Source organism: Nostoc sp. (genome assembly GCF_036917415.1).
GTDB lineage: Bacteria > Cyanobacteriota > Cyanobacteriia > Cyanobacteriales > Nostocaceae > Nostoc.
Map to the genome: position 1 here is coordinate 113,172 of NZ_JBALDJ010000044.1, position 16,547 is coordinate 129,718.

General features: G+C 43.0%; 12 protein-coding genes. 4 read left to right on the top strand and 8 right to left on the bottom strand.

Annotated elements, in window-relative coordinates:
• Positions 1-36: 36 nt before the first annotated feature.
• Complete coding sequence (locus tag V7K41_RS07910) at positions 37-174, bottom strand: hypothetical protein (RefSeq protein WP_334847009.1); 138 nt, start codon at positions 172-174, stop codon at positions 37-39.
• A gap of 307 nt (positions 175-481) precedes the next feature.
• Here V7K41_RS07910 and V7K41_RS07915 point away from each other — a divergent pair, with 307 nt between their 5' ends.
• Positions 482-748, top strand: coding sequence for an NIL domain-containing protein (locus V7K41_RS07915; RefSeq protein ID WP_334847011.1), 267 nt, complete (start codon positions 482-484; stop codon positions 746-748).
• A gap of 237 nt (positions 749-985) precedes the next feature.
• Here V7K41_RS07915 and V7K41_RS07920 read toward each other — a convergent pair whose 3' ends face one another.
• The gene (locus V7K41_RS07920; RefSeq protein WP_334847013.1) at positions 986-2,497 is read right to left on the bottom strand and encodes a hypothetical protein; all 1,512 of its coding nucleotides are present in this window, start codon (positions 2,495-2,497) and stop codon (positions 986-988) included.
• Between the two features lie 877 nt (positions 2,498-3,374).
• Positions 3,375-5,162 (bottom strand): aspartate--tRNA ligase, encoded by a 1,788-nt coding sequence (gene aspS, locus V7K41_RS07925; protein ID WP_334847015.1) that lies wholly within the window; start codon positions 5,160-5,162, stop codon positions 3,375-3,377.
• A 266-nt stretch (positions 5,163-5,428) separates the two neighbouring features.
• Here aspS and V7K41_RS07930 point away from each other — a divergent pair, with 266 nt between their 5' ends.
• Complete coding sequence (locus V7K41_RS07930; protein ID WP_334847016.1) at positions 5,429-6,895, top strand: APC family permease; 1,467 nt, start codon at positions 5,429-5,431, stop codon at positions 6,893-6,895.
• Positions 6,896-7,605: 710 nt separating this feature from the next.
• On the opposite strand, the gene V7K41_RS07935 is transcribed toward V7K41_RS07930, so the two are convergent.
• Positions 7,606-8,256: a hypothetical protein gene (locus V7K41_RS07935; protein WP_334847018.1), complete on the bottom strand. Its 651-nt coding sequence runs from the start codon at positions 8,254-8,256 to the stop codon at positions 7,606-7,608.
• Between the two features lie 149 nt (positions 8,257-8,405).
• A complete protein-coding gene (locus tag V7K41_RS07940; RefSeq protein ID WP_334847020.1) occupies positions 8,406-8,675 on the bottom strand; it encodes a hypothetical protein in 270 nt (89 codons plus the stop codon).
• Positions 8,676-8,824: 149 nt separating this feature from the next.
• Between V7K41_RS07940 and V7K41_RS07945 the strand changes: the two genes are divergently transcribed.
• On the top strand, positions 8,825-9,523 hold the full coding sequence (locus tag V7K41_RS07945; protein WP_334847022.1) for a response regulator transcription factor: 699 nt from the start codon (positions 8,825-8,827) through the stop codon (positions 9,521-9,523).
• 2 nt (positions 9,524-9,525) lie between these two features.
• Positions 9,526-11,049: an ATP-binding protein gene (locus V7K41_RS07950; RefSeq protein WP_334847024.1), complete on the top strand. Its 1,524-nt coding sequence runs from the start codon at positions 9,526-9,528 to the stop codon at positions 11,047-11,049.
• 20 nt (positions 11,050-11,069) lie between these two features.
• Here the strand turns inward: V7K41_RS07950 and V7K41_RS07955 are convergent, their stop codons facing one another.
• The 3 genes from V7K41_RS07955 to priA all read right to left on the bottom strand — a co-directional run bounded on the left by V7K41_RS07955 (position 11,070) and on the right by priA (position 16,471).
• Positions 11,070-13,268 (bottom strand): Ig-like domain-containing protein, encoded by a 2,199-nt coding sequence (locus tag V7K41_RS07955; RefSeq protein ID WP_334847025.1) that lies wholly within the window; start codon positions 13,266-13,268, stop codon positions 11,070-11,072.
• A 297-nt stretch (positions 13,269-13,565) separates the two neighbouring features.
• Positions 13,566-13,736, bottom strand: coding sequence for a hypothetical protein (locus V7K41_RS07960; RefSeq protein ID WP_334847027.1), 171 nt, complete (start codon positions 13,734-13,736; stop codon positions 13,566-13,568).
• A 143-nt stretch (positions 13,737-13,879) separates the two neighbouring features.
• Positions 13,880-16,471 carry a primosomal protein N' gene (gene priA, locus V7K41_RS07965; protein WP_334847029.1) on the bottom strand — a complete coding sequence of 864 codons (2,592 nt, stop codon included), beginning with the start codon at positions 16,469-16,471 and terminating at the stop codon, positions 13,880-13,882.
• Positions 16,472-16,547 lie beyond the last annotated feature (76 nt).

Consider the following 16,547-nt stretch of genomic DNA (forward strand, 5'->3'; position numbering starts at 1 on the left):
ACCCCAGATTACGTACTCCAGAATTGGAACGAGTTTTCAAGATGAGAAAAATTGAAACTGCGATCGGGCACGATATCTGAATCCCGATTGAAACGCCTGATGAATTGTAATTCGTAATTGCGATCGCGCTACTACAGCGCGGGCTACCTGACACAGTAGCCGAAACGGTAGCATTTAAAACCGAAGGTGATAAGTAGAGATACTCATCCCCCCAACTTTTGGGAACTCTCCATTCCCCAGTAAGTGAGAGTGAAAAATCAAGCGATTATAGTTATCTTTTGGCGTTGCATAATTGAAGTATGAATTCAAGCTTGAGGCGATCGCATGATTCATACTTTTATTCAGCAACGCCTATCTTTTGAATAGGATACAAGCAAATCATGGGACATGGTACGATCTACTTAGTACCTATCAGGAAATTACCGTTAGGGTTAAAAGTAGTTCTGTACCTATCCCGATTAGGAATTGAAATAATTCAGATATGGCTACTGACAATACACTTACCAAAAAACGGATTCGACTCAGAATTCCTAAAGATTATCACCAGGAACCTGTTATTTCTCGCCTGGTGTCTGACTATGGACTGATTGTGAATATCACGGCAGCGATTTTGGGAGCCAATGCTGTTGGAGATGGTTGGTTTGACCTTGAACTACAAGGAACAGATGCACAAATTCAAAGCGGATTAACTTATCTCCGCGATTTGGAATTGGAAGTCTGGGATGATCCTAAAACAAATGATTGGTAGGGGTTATAGCAACACAAACAGTTTACTTATAGCAGTTTGCAAGCAAATGAAGTACAAAATGCAGAACTCCAAATCAGATATAAACAGTTCCTACCTCTGCCTGTTGCCGACGCTCGCGGACTCGCTACCGCTGCACTATCCTGCCTCCTGCCTCTAAACCCGCAAATCCCCGACTTCGTAAAAGTTGTCGGGGATCTTGTTTCTCATCAATGATTCAGGATTGCTGTAGTGGTTTGTCTACAAAAGAATATACCAAATCCCGTTATTATTTTGATGTAAAATGCGGTATCTTCCCTCAATAAATTCTAGCATTCTTGGAAAATTTTTGTTGATAGTAGGCTGCTGAATATAATCAATAAAGATATAAGGAGGCTTAGATGAATCTAACTCTTCTAGAAGTTTTGTCCATTGCTCAGGCAGAAAATATTCAAGTGCCCAACCACGTATTGATGTTGCCTGAGTCCGATTGGAGAAGTAGTAAATAGATGGATCGCCAGCTACATAAATCTTACCAGGAAGATTTCCTGGTTGGGAGATAAATTCAGCCTCTGAACGAAAAGATGGATATTTTTCTCTAAAAACAGTCTGATATTTAAATCGTGTATCTTCAGCTAAAGCAAAGTTATTATTAACCAGAACAACACTCTTTTTTATAAGAGTGTTCGATAAAGGCAAGAAAAACAAAAATATCAGCAGTATTGTAGTAAATGGGGAACTCAATTTTTTTAAAGACTCCCATAAAATATCTAATCCTTTAGTTGCTAAAATACCTAAAGGTACAAACAATAGTAAATAATGGTATTCCCAAAATGCCCCACGTTGTAGAACAATTACGCCCCAAGCAAAAATACACCAAATCACAAGTAGCAAAGTCAATATATTCTTAGACTTACGCAATGATACGTCTACTGCAACAGTAGCGGCTAAAAGTAGAGGGTAAAAATGATTTAAAAACCATTTTATTCCTGCCAAAAGCCCACTTGGGTCAAATTGGGAATTAGCAACAATTCGAGGTGGATATAAAAAGAATGTTTGATACAAAATTGGTAAACTATTAAACCAGGCAAAATAGCTAACAATAATTAAAATAGGAAATATAATCCCCATTAAAATTGGAATAAATATTTCTACAAAAACTTTTTGAATTTTTTCTTGCTTTATTAGCATAGAATATATCAAAATAGTTAGCCAAAATGAAATTAATATTAGCAGAAGTATTAATTTAAAAATGAGGACAATTCCACCAATAAAACCTGACAGTAAAAGTAGAAAGAATCTTTGCTTTCCTTCATATTTGAAAGATTGATAAGTCAGCCAAAGACAAATGAACAAAGGAAAACTAACCAGTGCTTCCACTTGAGTAAGATGCCAAGGCTGTGAAACAGTATAGTAAACGCCAACCGTTAACAAAGGTACTAGACTTGCGATTATCGGATGCCGAAAATAGCTTTTAAGACTCAACAACAATACTATAGACAGAAACACCATGTAAATAAGTTCAAAGAGATGGATACCAATCTCATTAAAACCAAAGAAAGTTCCCGCTAAAAAGTAAAAGCAAAAAATTCCCGGTTGCTTCACATCCCAAAAATCACGATAGAGTACCTTTCCTTGTTGCATCTCCAAAGCACCTAGCCTAAAAAATGCTTGATCTCCGTCAAATGGAAAAGGCAAATGTATAAGACCAATAATCACAATTGCAATCAAAACTAGAAAGTCAATTTTATTTAATTTACTAATATTAATCATCAACTTTTATAATCAAAAATTAAGCGAATATCCTACACTGATTAATATCCTAACAGGGTAAAGAGCAAGGTAATTTTAGGATATGAACTTAAAGTTTAAAGTTTTTGCGATCGCGTCAACACTGACTTTTCATTTTATTAAAAATTAGCTGAAGTACCAAAAATATTTAAATAAGTAGGCAGCAATAAATTAAAGTATGTTAAGTAATGTAAAAAAATATTTTTTCTCTACTTTGAAGCCTAAAGCCTTCAAAGTAGGTCTAGAGCCGCTTAATATAAACCTTTAATGATTAACACCGTTCTACTTTTTACACTGGACAAAATAAGAATGAAAACTTTCCTTCTAAGTGGAGCATCCAACGTCGTCCACAGCCTAAGTCTCAAGTTGCGCGTGGATCGCTCAAACCGGACTATCTCTTGAAAAGAGATATGAGATACGCTTTTGCAAAATTGTCAACTGTATTAACCTCAAAATTCTCTAAACAAAATAAGTACAGGTTACGTAAATTTACTAACTATTTTTTTGTGGACTTTGTAAAATATCCTTGACGTTACATTTAATACATTAAATCGATAGACTTACAGTATTTTAATAAAAGCCAGAAATATGAAAATTTCTCTGAGGGATTGAACGAGTTAAAGGAGTGCATCGTACTACTATTATTTATTGGGTCAAACAATGCGCAAAGTGTTTGTTTTGTTTCCAAAACACTAGGCGATCGAGCACACCTTGGGTTGGCTTGTTTGGTGTTAGCGATTAAACAAAGACTACGAACTACTCCTTGTAACGGCAGAGACATTTATCTACCTTGCCACGATCGAATTATGGTAAGACGATTGACAGAAAATTTTACCCCTTATAACTTTTCAAACATCCTCTAAGACTTTGGTTTATAAGTCGAAGCAACGTGTAATTCTTTCAACTGTTTAGCATCTACACTCGAAGGCGCATCTGTTAACAAACAACGTGCTTGTTGTGTCTTTGGAAAAGCAATGACATCCCGAATGGATTCTTCTCCAGCTAGCAACATTACCAAACGATCTAAACCGTAGGCGATGCCACCATGCGGCGGTGTACCATATTCAAATGCTTCTAAGAGAAAGCCAAATTTATTTTGTGCTTCTTCAGGAGATAAACCAATCGCTTCAAACACTTGCTGTTGAATTTCTCGCTGATAAATCCGCAGACTTCCGCCGCCAACTTCTACGCCGTTGAGTACCAAGTCGTAAGCTTGGGCGCGTGCAGTCTTTAAGTCGCTCAAATCATCAGGATGCGGTGCTGTAAATGGATGGTGTAGTGCTTCTAGACGTTTTTCGTCAGCATTCCACTCAAACATCGGGAAATCTGTAATCCACAGCAAGTTGATTTTTTCTGGATCGATTAAGCCAAATTCCCTAGCGATCGCTTGTCGTAATCTATCTAAAGTTTTATTAACTGTAGCAGCATCACCAGCCCCAAACAATAGCAAATGTCCAGCTTTTGCACCTGTACGGCGCAAAATTTCTTGTTTTTGTTCTTCGCTTAAGTTGTCTTTAATCGCGCCAATAGTATCAATTTCGCCATCATCCCTGACACGGATAAAAGCTAAACCTTTAGCACCGGCTTCGCTGGCTTCTTTAAATAAGTCACCACCTGGTTTAATGCGGACATTAGAAATTACATCGTTACCGTTGGGAATGGGGAGGATTTTGACGATACCACCATTGGTAACAGTATCCCGAAAGACTTTGAAACTAGAGTCTTTGACAATATCTGAGACATCAACTAATTCCAAACCATAGCGTGTATCTGGTTTATCACTACCATAGCGTTCCATCCCTTCAGCATAAGTAAGACGGGGGAAAGGGCGCTGTAACTCAATACCTTTAACTGTTTTGTAGATATAGCAAATTAAATTCTCGTTTAGTTCGATAATTTCTTCTTGGGACATGAAGCTCATTTCCATGTCCAACTGCGTGAATTCTGGTTGTCTATCGGCGCGTAAGTCTTCGTCACGAAAGCAACGGGCAATCTGATAATATCTATCTAAGCCTGATACCATCAGCAATTGTTTAAATAGCTGGGGTGATTGCGGCAAAGCGTACCACTCACCAGGATTCACGCGACTGGGTAGAACATAATCCCGCGCTCCTTCTGGGGTAGAACGGGTAAGGATTGGGGTTTCGACTTCGATAAAACCTTCCAAATCTTCTAGATAACGACGCATGGCTTTGACAATTTGATGACGCAGTTGCAAATTTTGCGCCATACGTTCGCGTCGCAAATCCAAATAACGATATTTCAGCCGTAAGTCTTCCCGCACTGTTTCGGTATCAGCTACAGAAACTTGGAAAGGTAACTGTTTGCGAACAGCATTGAGTAGTTCAATTTTATCGGCGTAAATTTCCACCTCACCTGTGGGGATGCGGGTGTTCAACGATTCTTCAGGACGTTGTGTTACTCTACCAGTGATTTCGACAACATATTCATTTCGCAGGGCGTTCGCATATTCGTAAGAATCTGGGGTGCGTTGCGGATCGCTGACGATTTGGACAGTTCCAGAGCGATCGCGTAAATCTAAAAATATCACACCACCATGATCGCGGCGACGGTCTACCCATCCGTAAAAGGTAACAGTTTCTCCAATATGTTCTTTTCGGAGTTCGCCGCAATAGTGAGTTCGCATAAGTCTTAGTTATTGTTTCCGGGCTAGATTGGCAAGAAAATGTCAAAGCCTTCCCATTATCTAGCATCAATAGTAATTGTAGTAGTTCTGGTGAAAGAAAAAATCAAATAATCTCACACTATATTAGGACTTATGCATTCACAGAGTAATAAAATAATGCGTATTTGAGATAGGTGTCGTCTACTCACAGGATTTGGAGAATAAGTTGCGGTCATTTTTCCATTGATGGATGATAAGCAGTATCAGTAAATCAACCACCCTTCGATATGACACCTGTTACAAATTCTTCAAAGGAACCCCCAAAGCTGCAACGCAATACGCTGCAATTGCGCCATGCGGTTGTTATGGCAGTCGCTGCGATGTCTCCGGTGGGAGCCATCTTTTTTAATACCATTCCCCAAGCGGGACTCGTCGGTGCAGCGATGCCGTTGTGCTACATCATTGGTTTTGGGGTGGCTCTGCTGGTTGCCGATCAAATCAGCACACTTGCAGCCGAGTTCCCTACGAGTGGCTCGTTGTATACCTTTGTGACTCAAGGATTAGGAGTGCGCTGGGGCTTTCTCGCTGGCTGGTTGAGTTTAATTTCCTTTGGTGTAGCTATTGCCTTTGTCTTTCTAGTAATGAGTGCGAATTTTCAAGATTTGTTGCTGCACTGGTTTGGCGTACACCTAAACTGGACATTATGGTATTGCTTGTTCGCTTTGATCGTCGGGGCAGTGTGTTATCGCGGCATTCGCTTCTCGCTGCAATTGGATCTGACGCTATTGATGTTTGAACTCGGCGTTTGTCTATTGCTGGCGCTCATCGTGTTCATACAATCTGGCAAAACCGGACAACTGACGCTCGTACCCTTCACGCTGACAGGATTACCACAGCAGAGTAACCTGGTTGCCGGTGTCATTTTGTCCATCCTCAGTTTCGTCGGGTTTGAATCCGCAACCACTTTGGGTGAAGAAATTCAAAACCCCCGCCAGTCAATTCCAAAAGCGACGACGATCACCCTAGTTTTAGTCGGTATGTTCTATGTGCTGATGTCGTATGTGGCAACGGTGGGATATGGCATTCATAACATGGCAGCCTTTGCTCAAGATGCTGCCCCCTTCGATACGATTGCGCGTCACGTTTGGGGCAATGGGTTTGCCTTATTGATTGATTTTGCCGGAATTATGGCTGGATATGCCTGTGCCGTTGCCTTTCTCAATGGTGCTGCTCGGATTGTCTATGCCATCAGTCGAGAAGAACTGTTTCCCCATTGGTTGGCGCACATTCATCCCACCTATCACACACCGACAAATGCCATTTTCGGATTGAGTGGCAGTTCTGCGTTTGTAGGGCTGGGGTTGGGAATGCTGTGGACACCGATTCAGGCGTTTGCGTTTCTGGGTACAGTCTTAACGCTCGCTGCCCTAGCGATCTATGGATTGACTAGTTTGGCGTGTTTTCGATATTTCTCGACAAAACACCGCGCTCGGTTGGAGGGAAACTCTACGATTCGCTTTGGTTGGTTGCGTTATGTTCTGCTACCTTGGCTCTCGATAATCGCGATTAGTGGTGTTTTAGTTGGCACTCTTTATCCCCCTGCACCAGCACCGCTTCACTTAGCACCAGTTGTCGTCTTAATTTGGCTATTCCTGGGCATTGGAGTATTAAGGTTCCTGCAAACTCACAAACCCGAAGCTATTCGTCAAGCAGGTAGACTATTTGTCGTTGATGAAACTGAAACCCTCAGTTAGAACAATGTAACCCTCTTTTGTCACTTTGGGAAAATCTAATCGCTCAAACGGTTACGGAGCTTTAATTTCTACTTTTTGTCTATAAAGTTTAGTTTCTGTTAGAAAATAAAGCCTCAAACCCCGATTAAATCCAAGTCTCAGAATTTGTCTGAGATTATTGTTTTCCGAGAGTAACAAAAGAGGGATGTAAGTATAACGGTGTGAAAAAACAAAACTATGTTAATAAAAATTCAATAGGCTCAAACCCTCTTTCCTCCTGCCTCCCAATACGGTTCGGTTAACGTGTTTATTCCTCAAAGATCCCCCCAACCCCCCTTAAAAAGGCAGGGTGGTTTCATACGAAAAAAGAAAAATACATAAGTCTTGATTTCTCGTGAAAGTGGCATGGCTTTTTCCCTCACTTCCATTCCTCTCCCCCACGGGGGGAGAGGCTTTGAAACCCAGTTTTAATTTTTCTTTGCTTGTATGAAACCACCCTGCCAACCCCCCTTAAAAAGGGGGGCTTACAACCCTCTTTTACCCCCTTTTTAAGGGGGTCGCCGTAGGCGGGGGGATCTTAACCGAACCGTATTGTCCTGCCTCCTGCCTTCTGCCTCATGCCAACTATAAATATTCACACCGACTTACTTAGTACAGCCTCTTAATAGAAAGTAAGAAATTATGCACAGAATAAAGTTTTTGTCAATGCATAAGTCCTAGATAATATTCAGCTATTTTGGTTGATTAGGACGATTTTCTTGAGGAGAGGCTCCGCCATCGCCAGGAGGATGAGATGGAACACCTAATGCATCGATCAACTGTTGTTCAGTGACACCCAGCTTTGCCGCCGCCGCTTTCAAATCAGGTCTGGGTGGGCGCTGAGTGCGATCGCCTGGATTTGGAGGATTGGCAGGAACTCCCAATGCCGTCTTTAACTGGGCTTCTGTAACTCCTAACTTTGTCGCCGCTGCTGCAAAATCAGGTCTGGGTGGGCGTTGATTGCGATCGCCTGGATTTGGAGGATTGGCAGGAACTCCCAATGCCGCCTTTAACTGGGCTTCTGTAACTCCTAACTTTGTTGCCGCCGCTTTCAAATCAGGTCTGGGTGGGCGCTGAGTGCGATCGCCTGGATTTGGAGGATTGGCAGGAACTCCTAACGCATCCTTTAACTGTGCTTCTGTAACTCCTAACTTTGTCGCTGCGGCTTTCAAATCAGGTCGAGGTGGACGCGGCCGTTCATTTGATGGTTGGTTGGGCGGTTGTTGCGCCTGTGCAATTTGATCGAATTGATTAGCGGCATTTGCTTGATTGAGTGAAAGAAAACCAAATGTGCCAACCAGAACAGGAATCGCTGTTACTACTAGTACTCTACGAATATTCATTATTAAATCTCCAAAGGTTTATATTTCTAATTAAGTCTTCTCAAAATAACAGTTTGCCCTGTTTCTAAATTACAGTTTTGTAATTTAGAAACAACAACACTCTGACAAGATCGCCGCTGAGGGCGAGGCGAAATGCAAGGGTGGATCAATTAACGGTTATTGCGTTCTACCCGGTTTTGAACTTTTTCCTGATTATGAGGTTGAGGACGTTGGGGAGAACGCTTTTTGTGATGTGGACGGGGTTTAGAATGTCTGATTTGTGGTTTTTCATCAGATATTTGCCGTTTGTTGGGCTGTTGTGAAATCTCGGCGTTCCGATGAGATGGATTAGCGGCATTTGCCTGATTGGGTGCAACAATACCAAATGTACCAATCAAAAAAGGAATCGCTGCTACGGCTAAGACTCGACGAATATTCATAAAAATCAACCTTCAAAAGCTAAGGTGTTCATATTTCTAATTGAGCCACCTCAAAATTACAGCTTGCCTATTTTCTAAATTACAGTTTTGTAATTTGAATAAAAAATAATGAATTTAGAATAGAAAAATATATGAATTAATAAAAACTTGTGAACGTTCTGTTTGTTGAAGATGAAGCGAAAATTGCTAACTTTGTCCGCGCTGGACTCAAGGAGCAGGGATTTGTTGTAGACTACTGCGATAACGGTGATGACGGATATCTGCGGGCGTTAGACAACGAATATGATGCGATCGTACTCGACATTATGATGCCGGGAAAAGATGGACTATCGATTCTAAAACTATTACGGCGGCAAGGTCGGAATGCTCCGGTGATTTTGTTGACGGCTCGGAATGAACTAGAAGATCGCTTGCAAGGGCTAAATTTGGGAGCGGATGACTATATCGCAAAACCGTTTTTTGTGGAAGAGTTAGCGGCTCGAATTCATGCGGTTGTGCGCCGGAGTGTGAGCGATGTCTACGACGGGCTACAGCTACGCCAAAATCTGCTTTGTGTTGGCCCGATCAAACTCGATCGGATCACTAGGGAAGTCACTTGCGATCGCCAAGCGATAGAACTCACCAGCCGTGAGTTTAATCTTCTGGAATATCTCATGCGTTCTCCCGGACGGGTTTTCACTCGTACCCAAATCCTGGAACACGTTTGGGGCTACGACTTTAACCCCAACACTAACGTTGTGGATGTTTGTATCCAGCGAATTCGTAAAAAGCTTGACCCTCTTGATGAAGCAGTCTGGATTGAAAGCATTCGAGGGGTTGGATATCGATTTCGCAAACCAGATTCTTGATCATGAAACTCCCTTCCTTTCGACTCCGCATTGCTCTGTTGTCTGCGGCTCTAGCTGGCAGCACATTAGTCGGATTTGGCGCGGTTTCTTGGTTTCAGATTTACAATGCTAAGATTAGCCGCTTGGATGCAGAATTATTAAATCACTTGATGCGGGCAACTCCGAACTTCCCTCCACGAGAGGAACCTCCCGTTGGCGTAGCGTCTCCCAGAAGAGAAAACTTACGCGATCGCTCGCGATGGCAGTTTTACGAAGATTCCTTATCTTATGCTTTCGGAACCAATACAAAAACCCCTGTCGCCCTGGTGGTGCTGGACGCAAACAACAACATACTTTATCAATCAAACTCCCTACCTGCCGACCTTGAGGTGAATCGTCTGCTGCTTAAGCGTCTTGAGTTGACACCTCTACCACCGCCCCCGAAGAGAGAACCACCACCTTTACCCTCTAATACAAATCCATCGATCCAGCGCCCACCGCTAATTCGTCCACGCCCACCCCAATTTGTCACAGAGCAGACAACAACAGCAGTCTGGCGGATTGGGGCAGTTAAATTTCCCAATGCTCAGATTGCCATTGCCGTTAGCTTGCAAGCCGTAGATCAAGAAATGGCTACCATTCGCAATATTTTCCTGGTTTCAATTCCGGGAGCGTTGCTGCTGGTTGCAGTAGGAGCATGGTTGGTTTCTGGTGGTGCTTTGCGTCCCATTCGGGAATTAACGGGCGTAATTCAACAGGTAACTGTCAAAGGGCTAGATCAGCGGATTCCCATTGGGACAACTGATGTTGAATTTATCGAACTGATTCAGGTGTTTAACCTGATGCTGGAACGCTTGGAACGTAGTTTTACCCAAGCTTCCCGCTTTAGTGGTGACGCGGCCCATGAACTGAAAACCCCACTAACTATTTTACAAGGCGAACTAGAACGAACACTACAACAGGTCGATCCCGGTAGTGAAGTACAACAGCGCTTAAGCAATTTGTTAGATGAGGTGCGCCGCCTAAGCGGAATTATGCGAAAACTCTTGTTGCTATCTCTGGCAGATGCCGGAAAAATGAGCTTGTATCTAGTTGAGGTGGATATGTCTGAGTTGCTGATGGAGATGCTAGAAGATGTGGAAATGCTAGCTCCCCATTTGACTGTGCAAACTGACTTTATTGATGGGTTGCGGGTAAAAGGCGATCGCGATCTTTTAATTCAAGTTTTGCAAAACCTATTTAGTAATGCGATCAAATACAATCTCGCCAACGGCTGGATACAAATTCGCGCTCATCAAACTCCTTTAACTCTTCACGTCACCATTGTCAATGCATCAAAAGATATCCCCCTAAGCGATCGCAATCGCATTTTTGACCGATTTTATCGCGGCGATCCCTCACGTAACCGCAAGGTAGAAGGAATCGGACTAGGACTGAGCCTAGCCCGGGAAATTGCTAGGGCACATCGTGGCGATCTCACTCTTGACTTAACACCTTCTGGTCAAACAGCATTCACCCTCACCTTACCGATGAAGTTAGATAATTGAGCGATCGCTCGGTACTGATATTAATGAAGTGGACGTAGAAGTGTAATTTTGCCCATGCCCGTCTCTTGACTAAGTTGCGCCACGTAAAGATTTCCATTCGTGGGATTCTCAACCAAATCCAATGGACTTGGATTAAAACCAGTGAAACCACTAATACCCGTTTGGGAATTTACAATATCCAAGTTTGCGCCACCAGGTGTTAGCACAATGATGTCTTTCCCTGAACTGAAGCGTGTCACCAGCAGTTTGCCTTGCAGCTGACCACCTAAAACATGACTACGATATTCAATGATGCCATCAGGTGAAATATGCTCTCCGAAATCGAAGGCAATACCCTTCCAATTCCGGTCAGGTAGAGTACCAATGGGATATTCATTTATCTGAACTGGATCTGTACCAGCTGTAGGATTTCCTCCACTCAACACCCACTCACAACGCTTCGGATTGGGATGACCGTAATAACCATTTTTAACAACGCGAAACAGAAAGTCTCGCTGTGTGTCTAGATTGGTAAGAGCAGGCACAGATGGACTAGTATATGCCCCATTAGTAGCTTGATCAATCCGGTTTTGACAGGCAAGAGGTAGGGGGATAGGTGTATTTGGCGTATTGCCACCAGCCGCCGAACCATTCGTTGGCACATACAACTGACCATTGCTATGCCAAACCAGATCGTAGCCATTACGTATACCACTAGCAAAGATAGTTACAGGCGCTCCCGGATTAAAGGGGTTATAAGTACCTCCATCCTCCGTCTTAACGCTTAAAGGAGGTGAGGTGATTTTGGACAGGTCAACTCGTAATACAGCAGCAGTTAACAAACGCTCAGGACGATTACTCCAGACAGTGTTTGGTGCGCCTGTACTACTATTACTACCCTGTAACACATACAGCACATTTGGCTCATTGGGCTTAAACTCAATGCTATTGGTTAGATGATCCCGACTAGAGCGTGGTAAATCAACCACATAGTCTTTTACTGTCTCTAGATTGGTACCGCTTAAACGAGTAATTTTACCAGTCCACTCCGGTGCATCAACAGTTCCATTCCAGTAGTAGTTATTTGTTATCCAGAGAATTAGGTTGTTAGCATTTGTTGATGAGGGATCAAAGTGCATACCAACGATCGTTCGATTACCACCATTTGCAGTCTGCAATGAGGTAATCGTTTGTGGCGTACCCAGAGTGCCATCAGCATTGATCGGGAAACGCAAAATCTCACCTAGTAAGGTGGCAGCATAGAGTTTATTGTCAGGCCCAATCAATACTGTGGTGTAAGGTTTGATAGGTACATTCGCTAGTGAGATTTGCTCGAAAGTAATATTGCTTACTGGGTTCACAAAAGTGCCTGTTGTGAAACTGATGCTATAGGGTAAGAATGCAGCACCATTGCTATCTTTAACCCCGTCAGTGATTTGTAAGAAATATTTGGTATTGTTTTTGAGACGATTTATCGGAGACACTACAATCACATCTCCGCCACCAGAAGTGTTGTAATTGGCATTGACTTGTGTATTAGTACTGCTATCGATCAGCTTGATGGTTGAGGCGGAAATAGTATTAACCGCAATCCCACTGTTAGGCAGATTTAGGTCTGCTGTAATCGAGATATCTGGCGACACACTTGTCTGACCATCATTGGGATTGGTCGTTCTGATGGAGGGACGATTACCTGGTGCGATCGCAATATAGTTGAGCTTGGTATTCTTACCACCTTTAGCATCAATTGTGAGCTTGCCATCGGCAACATTAACAATCCGGGTAATTGCGGCAAACTTTTTGGTTGCTGTTGGTACAAAGCCAGAAATAGTAGCCATCCCTTCTATATTAATCTGATGCTTACTATTTACAGTATTACTAGCATCACCAACGCTAACAGTCACATTGTAGGAACCATTAGATAGGGCATATTCCCAAGCAGCAGGTATCTTGACTGCTGTTCCCGAACTGCTAAGAGGATATTGCAGATGAATCAGTCTATTTAGTCGTTGATCGATGCCACTTTGGTTGCGATCGCGTGTATTGAGTTGGATATCAAGGGGAGTGGGTGTAGTATTGCCTAAGCTATCTTCACGCACCCAACCAAAGCCTCTAGTATCATTGTAGGCTTGACCGATGTCTTTAATATACCCAGATGGTACAGGAGCGTTATTTGGTTGAAAAGCAATCCCTTGAACAATTGCTAATACCAGTATTTTGGGTTTGATCTTGTAAATCATATTATGCCTTGCCGTTATGGTCGTAGTTGATACGTGAGTAGTCCATTGACATTGGCCAAGTATCTGCAATGATTATTCCTGGCGATCCTTTACTAGCCAGAAACAAATATGATGACTGCAAGTCCCAGGGAACCCATTTCTCTAAATGTGTAAAAATTATTTAGTAATTACTTGAAATTACATAAATACTGAACTTCTTTTTTAAGAGAATTTAACACAACTGTCTAACTCACCAACTTGGTACAGTATGATTACGTAAAAAGTAATAAATCTTCAAAATTGTCTTCTAAAGCTGCCCTATACCTTGACCCGCAATGCCAATGCATTGACCTGCAATTCCAATGCATCGACCTGCAATTCCAATGCATCGACTCGCAATGCCAATGCATCGACTCGCAATGCCAATGCATCGACCTGCAATTCCAATCCATCGACCTGCAATGCCAGTGCATCGACCTGCAATGCCAATGCATCAACCTGTAAAGATTAGCCCACCCTACGTTACGCAGCTACTCTAAAAGACTTGTGTGTACACGGTAGGCAGGCGAGGAGGGGGCTATGATGTACCTCATTAGATTAGGAAAAGCTATAGATTGGGTAGTAATTTACGATTACATAATATTAATCGGGTCTACATCAATAGTTAAACTCACAGATGAAGGGCAAAGCGATCGCACTTCTTCCCAATCTGGCAACTGTGGTAATGCATCGGGGGCAAATTTAATCAATATCTGCCAACGATAACGATTAGCTACCCGTAAAATACTCGCTGGTGCTGGGCCCAATATCTCGAATTCTTCTTCTGTACTCAAAGCTGTAGCAATAATTTGCGCTGTATTTTGCACTTGAATGGGATCGAGACTACTTAAGCGCAACAAAATTAACCGCCCATAAGGAGGATAATTGAGTGCTTGGCGTTGTTCTAATTCAGCTTGAGAGAAAGACTGATAATCGTGCGATCGCACTGCTGCAATTACCTGATGCTCTGTAGTATAAGTCTGCACAATCACTCTACCCGGATCTTCACCTCTACCGGCACGTCCAGCGACTTGAGTCAAGGTTTGAAATGCTCGTTCGCTGGCGCGATAATCTGATAAATTTAGCAATCCATCGGCGGCGACAACGCCCACAAGTGTCACCTGTGGTAAATCTAAACCTTTGGTAAGCATTTGCGTACCGACTAATAAATCTGCTTCGCCGTTGGCAAACTGAGTAAGTAGGGTACGGTGTGAGCCTTTATTACGGGTGGTATCGCTATCAAAACGAATATATTTTAAGTCCCGGAACTGTCGCGTTAGTTCCTGCGTGACTCGTTGAGTACCGCTACCGAAAAATTTCAGGTAAGGGGAACTACAATCAGGGCAAAATTTGGGGTGCGATCGCGCATAGTTACAATAATGACACCGCAATAATTCCGGCGCTTTTTCTTCGGTGTGGTGATATGCCAGCGACACATCACAGTGGGGACATTCCAACACATATCCACAACTGCGGCAAGAGACAAAAGTACTGTGTCCCCGGCGATGGATAAATAAAATTCCCTGTTGTTTTCTTTCTTGCAACTCTTCTAAAGCTGTTTGCAGCGATCTACTAAATATAGAACGATTTCCCTGTTGCAACTCTTGCCGCATATCGACGATTTCCACTGGCGGTAAAGGGCGGGAGTTGATGCGTTCAGGCAAACTTAAGTAATAACTCCTGCCTCCTGACTTCTGATTTAGGAGCGATGAGTTAATATCTCTTTCTTGTCCCCCCTCTCCGTAAGCAGAGAGGGGGCTAGGGGGTGAGGTTCCAACGCTTACCCAAGTTTCCAACGAAGGCGTAGCGGAACCCAACACCAAGGGGCAATTTTCTAATTCGGCTCGCCATTGGGCAACGGTGCGGGCGTGGTAGGTAGGTATAGGGGAATCTTGTTTAAAGCTGCTGTCGTGTTCTTCATCTAAAATAATTAAACCCAAGTTGGGTAAAGGGGCGAAAACGGCGCTGCGAGTACCAATAACAACTTGGGGTTCTCCCGCGAGCATTTGCCGCCAAGTGTCGTAACGTTCACCATCTGAAAGGGCACTGTGATAAACGCTGACTTTATTACCAAAACGAGCGCGAAAACGATCGGTTAGCTGGGGTGTAAGTCCAATTTCTGGGACTAAGACAAGAGCAGATTTACCTTGATTGAGGAGAGGTGCGATCGCTTGCAAATATACTTCGGTTTTTCCTGAACCTGTCACCCCATGCAATAAAACTTGAGCAAATCCATCTAATGTCTGGATTGTTGCCAAAGCGCTAGCTTGAGCAGTAGTTAAAGATTTAGCGCCATCGCCTACTAATGCTGGGCCTTGTTCAGTTCGCAATACTTCCCGTTCTTCAACAACGATGTAACCCTTTTGTGCCAACGTCTTGAGAATAGAGGGACTAGCATTGCAAATTTGCAACAATTCATTTTGCCACAACTCTCCACCATGTCGGCGTAGCACTTCTAAAATTTCTCGTTGGCGAGTAGTTAACTCATCGTTAATTGTACCTGTGAGCGTGACTGCTTTTTGCAACTTTGGTCGAGTCAGTCGTGGCGGTTCTAAGTAGCTTTCTACTAAACCAAATCGCAATAACTCCCGAATTCCCCGATAAGCAGATTTGACTTTTTGTTGAAGGTAAACAAAACTGTAGTCCCCTGCTGGTTGCCCTTGCAAAAGTTCCCAAACTTGCCGCGCAGTCGGAGTCAGAAAAGCTAAAGGATCGGCAGATGCCAGTAAATAACTACTCCCCCCTGCCCCCCTGCCTCCAACCAGACGGATGCGACGCTGCGATCGCCCCAGTAACCCTGGTGGCAGAGCAACCCGGATTACTTGAATCAGTGGCGTATAGTAATATGCAGCAACTCGGTTGAGTAATTCCCAGTAAGCACTTGGGAAAAATCCAACGCTGACTATATCTTCTACTTCCCGGATTTTTTCTGGTGGTAAATCGATATTTGGTTGTGCCAGCAATCGAATCGCGATCGCTCCTAATTGTTGCGCCCCAAATGGCACGCTCAAAATATCCCCTGGTTTTATTTCTAACTGGGCTGGCAATCGATAAGTAAATAGTCCTGTACTTCCTGGACAGTCTACCAATACTTCAACCCACCGATTAAGAGTTTCACCTGAGTGGTATGATTCACTCGCTTGTGCCACCACTAAAGGAGATAAATTGATGTCATTAATATACATACTTGCTGACTTTATAATTAAATATTTTCTTCACATAGCTGGTCTAAATCAACCTAGCTAACTAAACTTTAGTTTT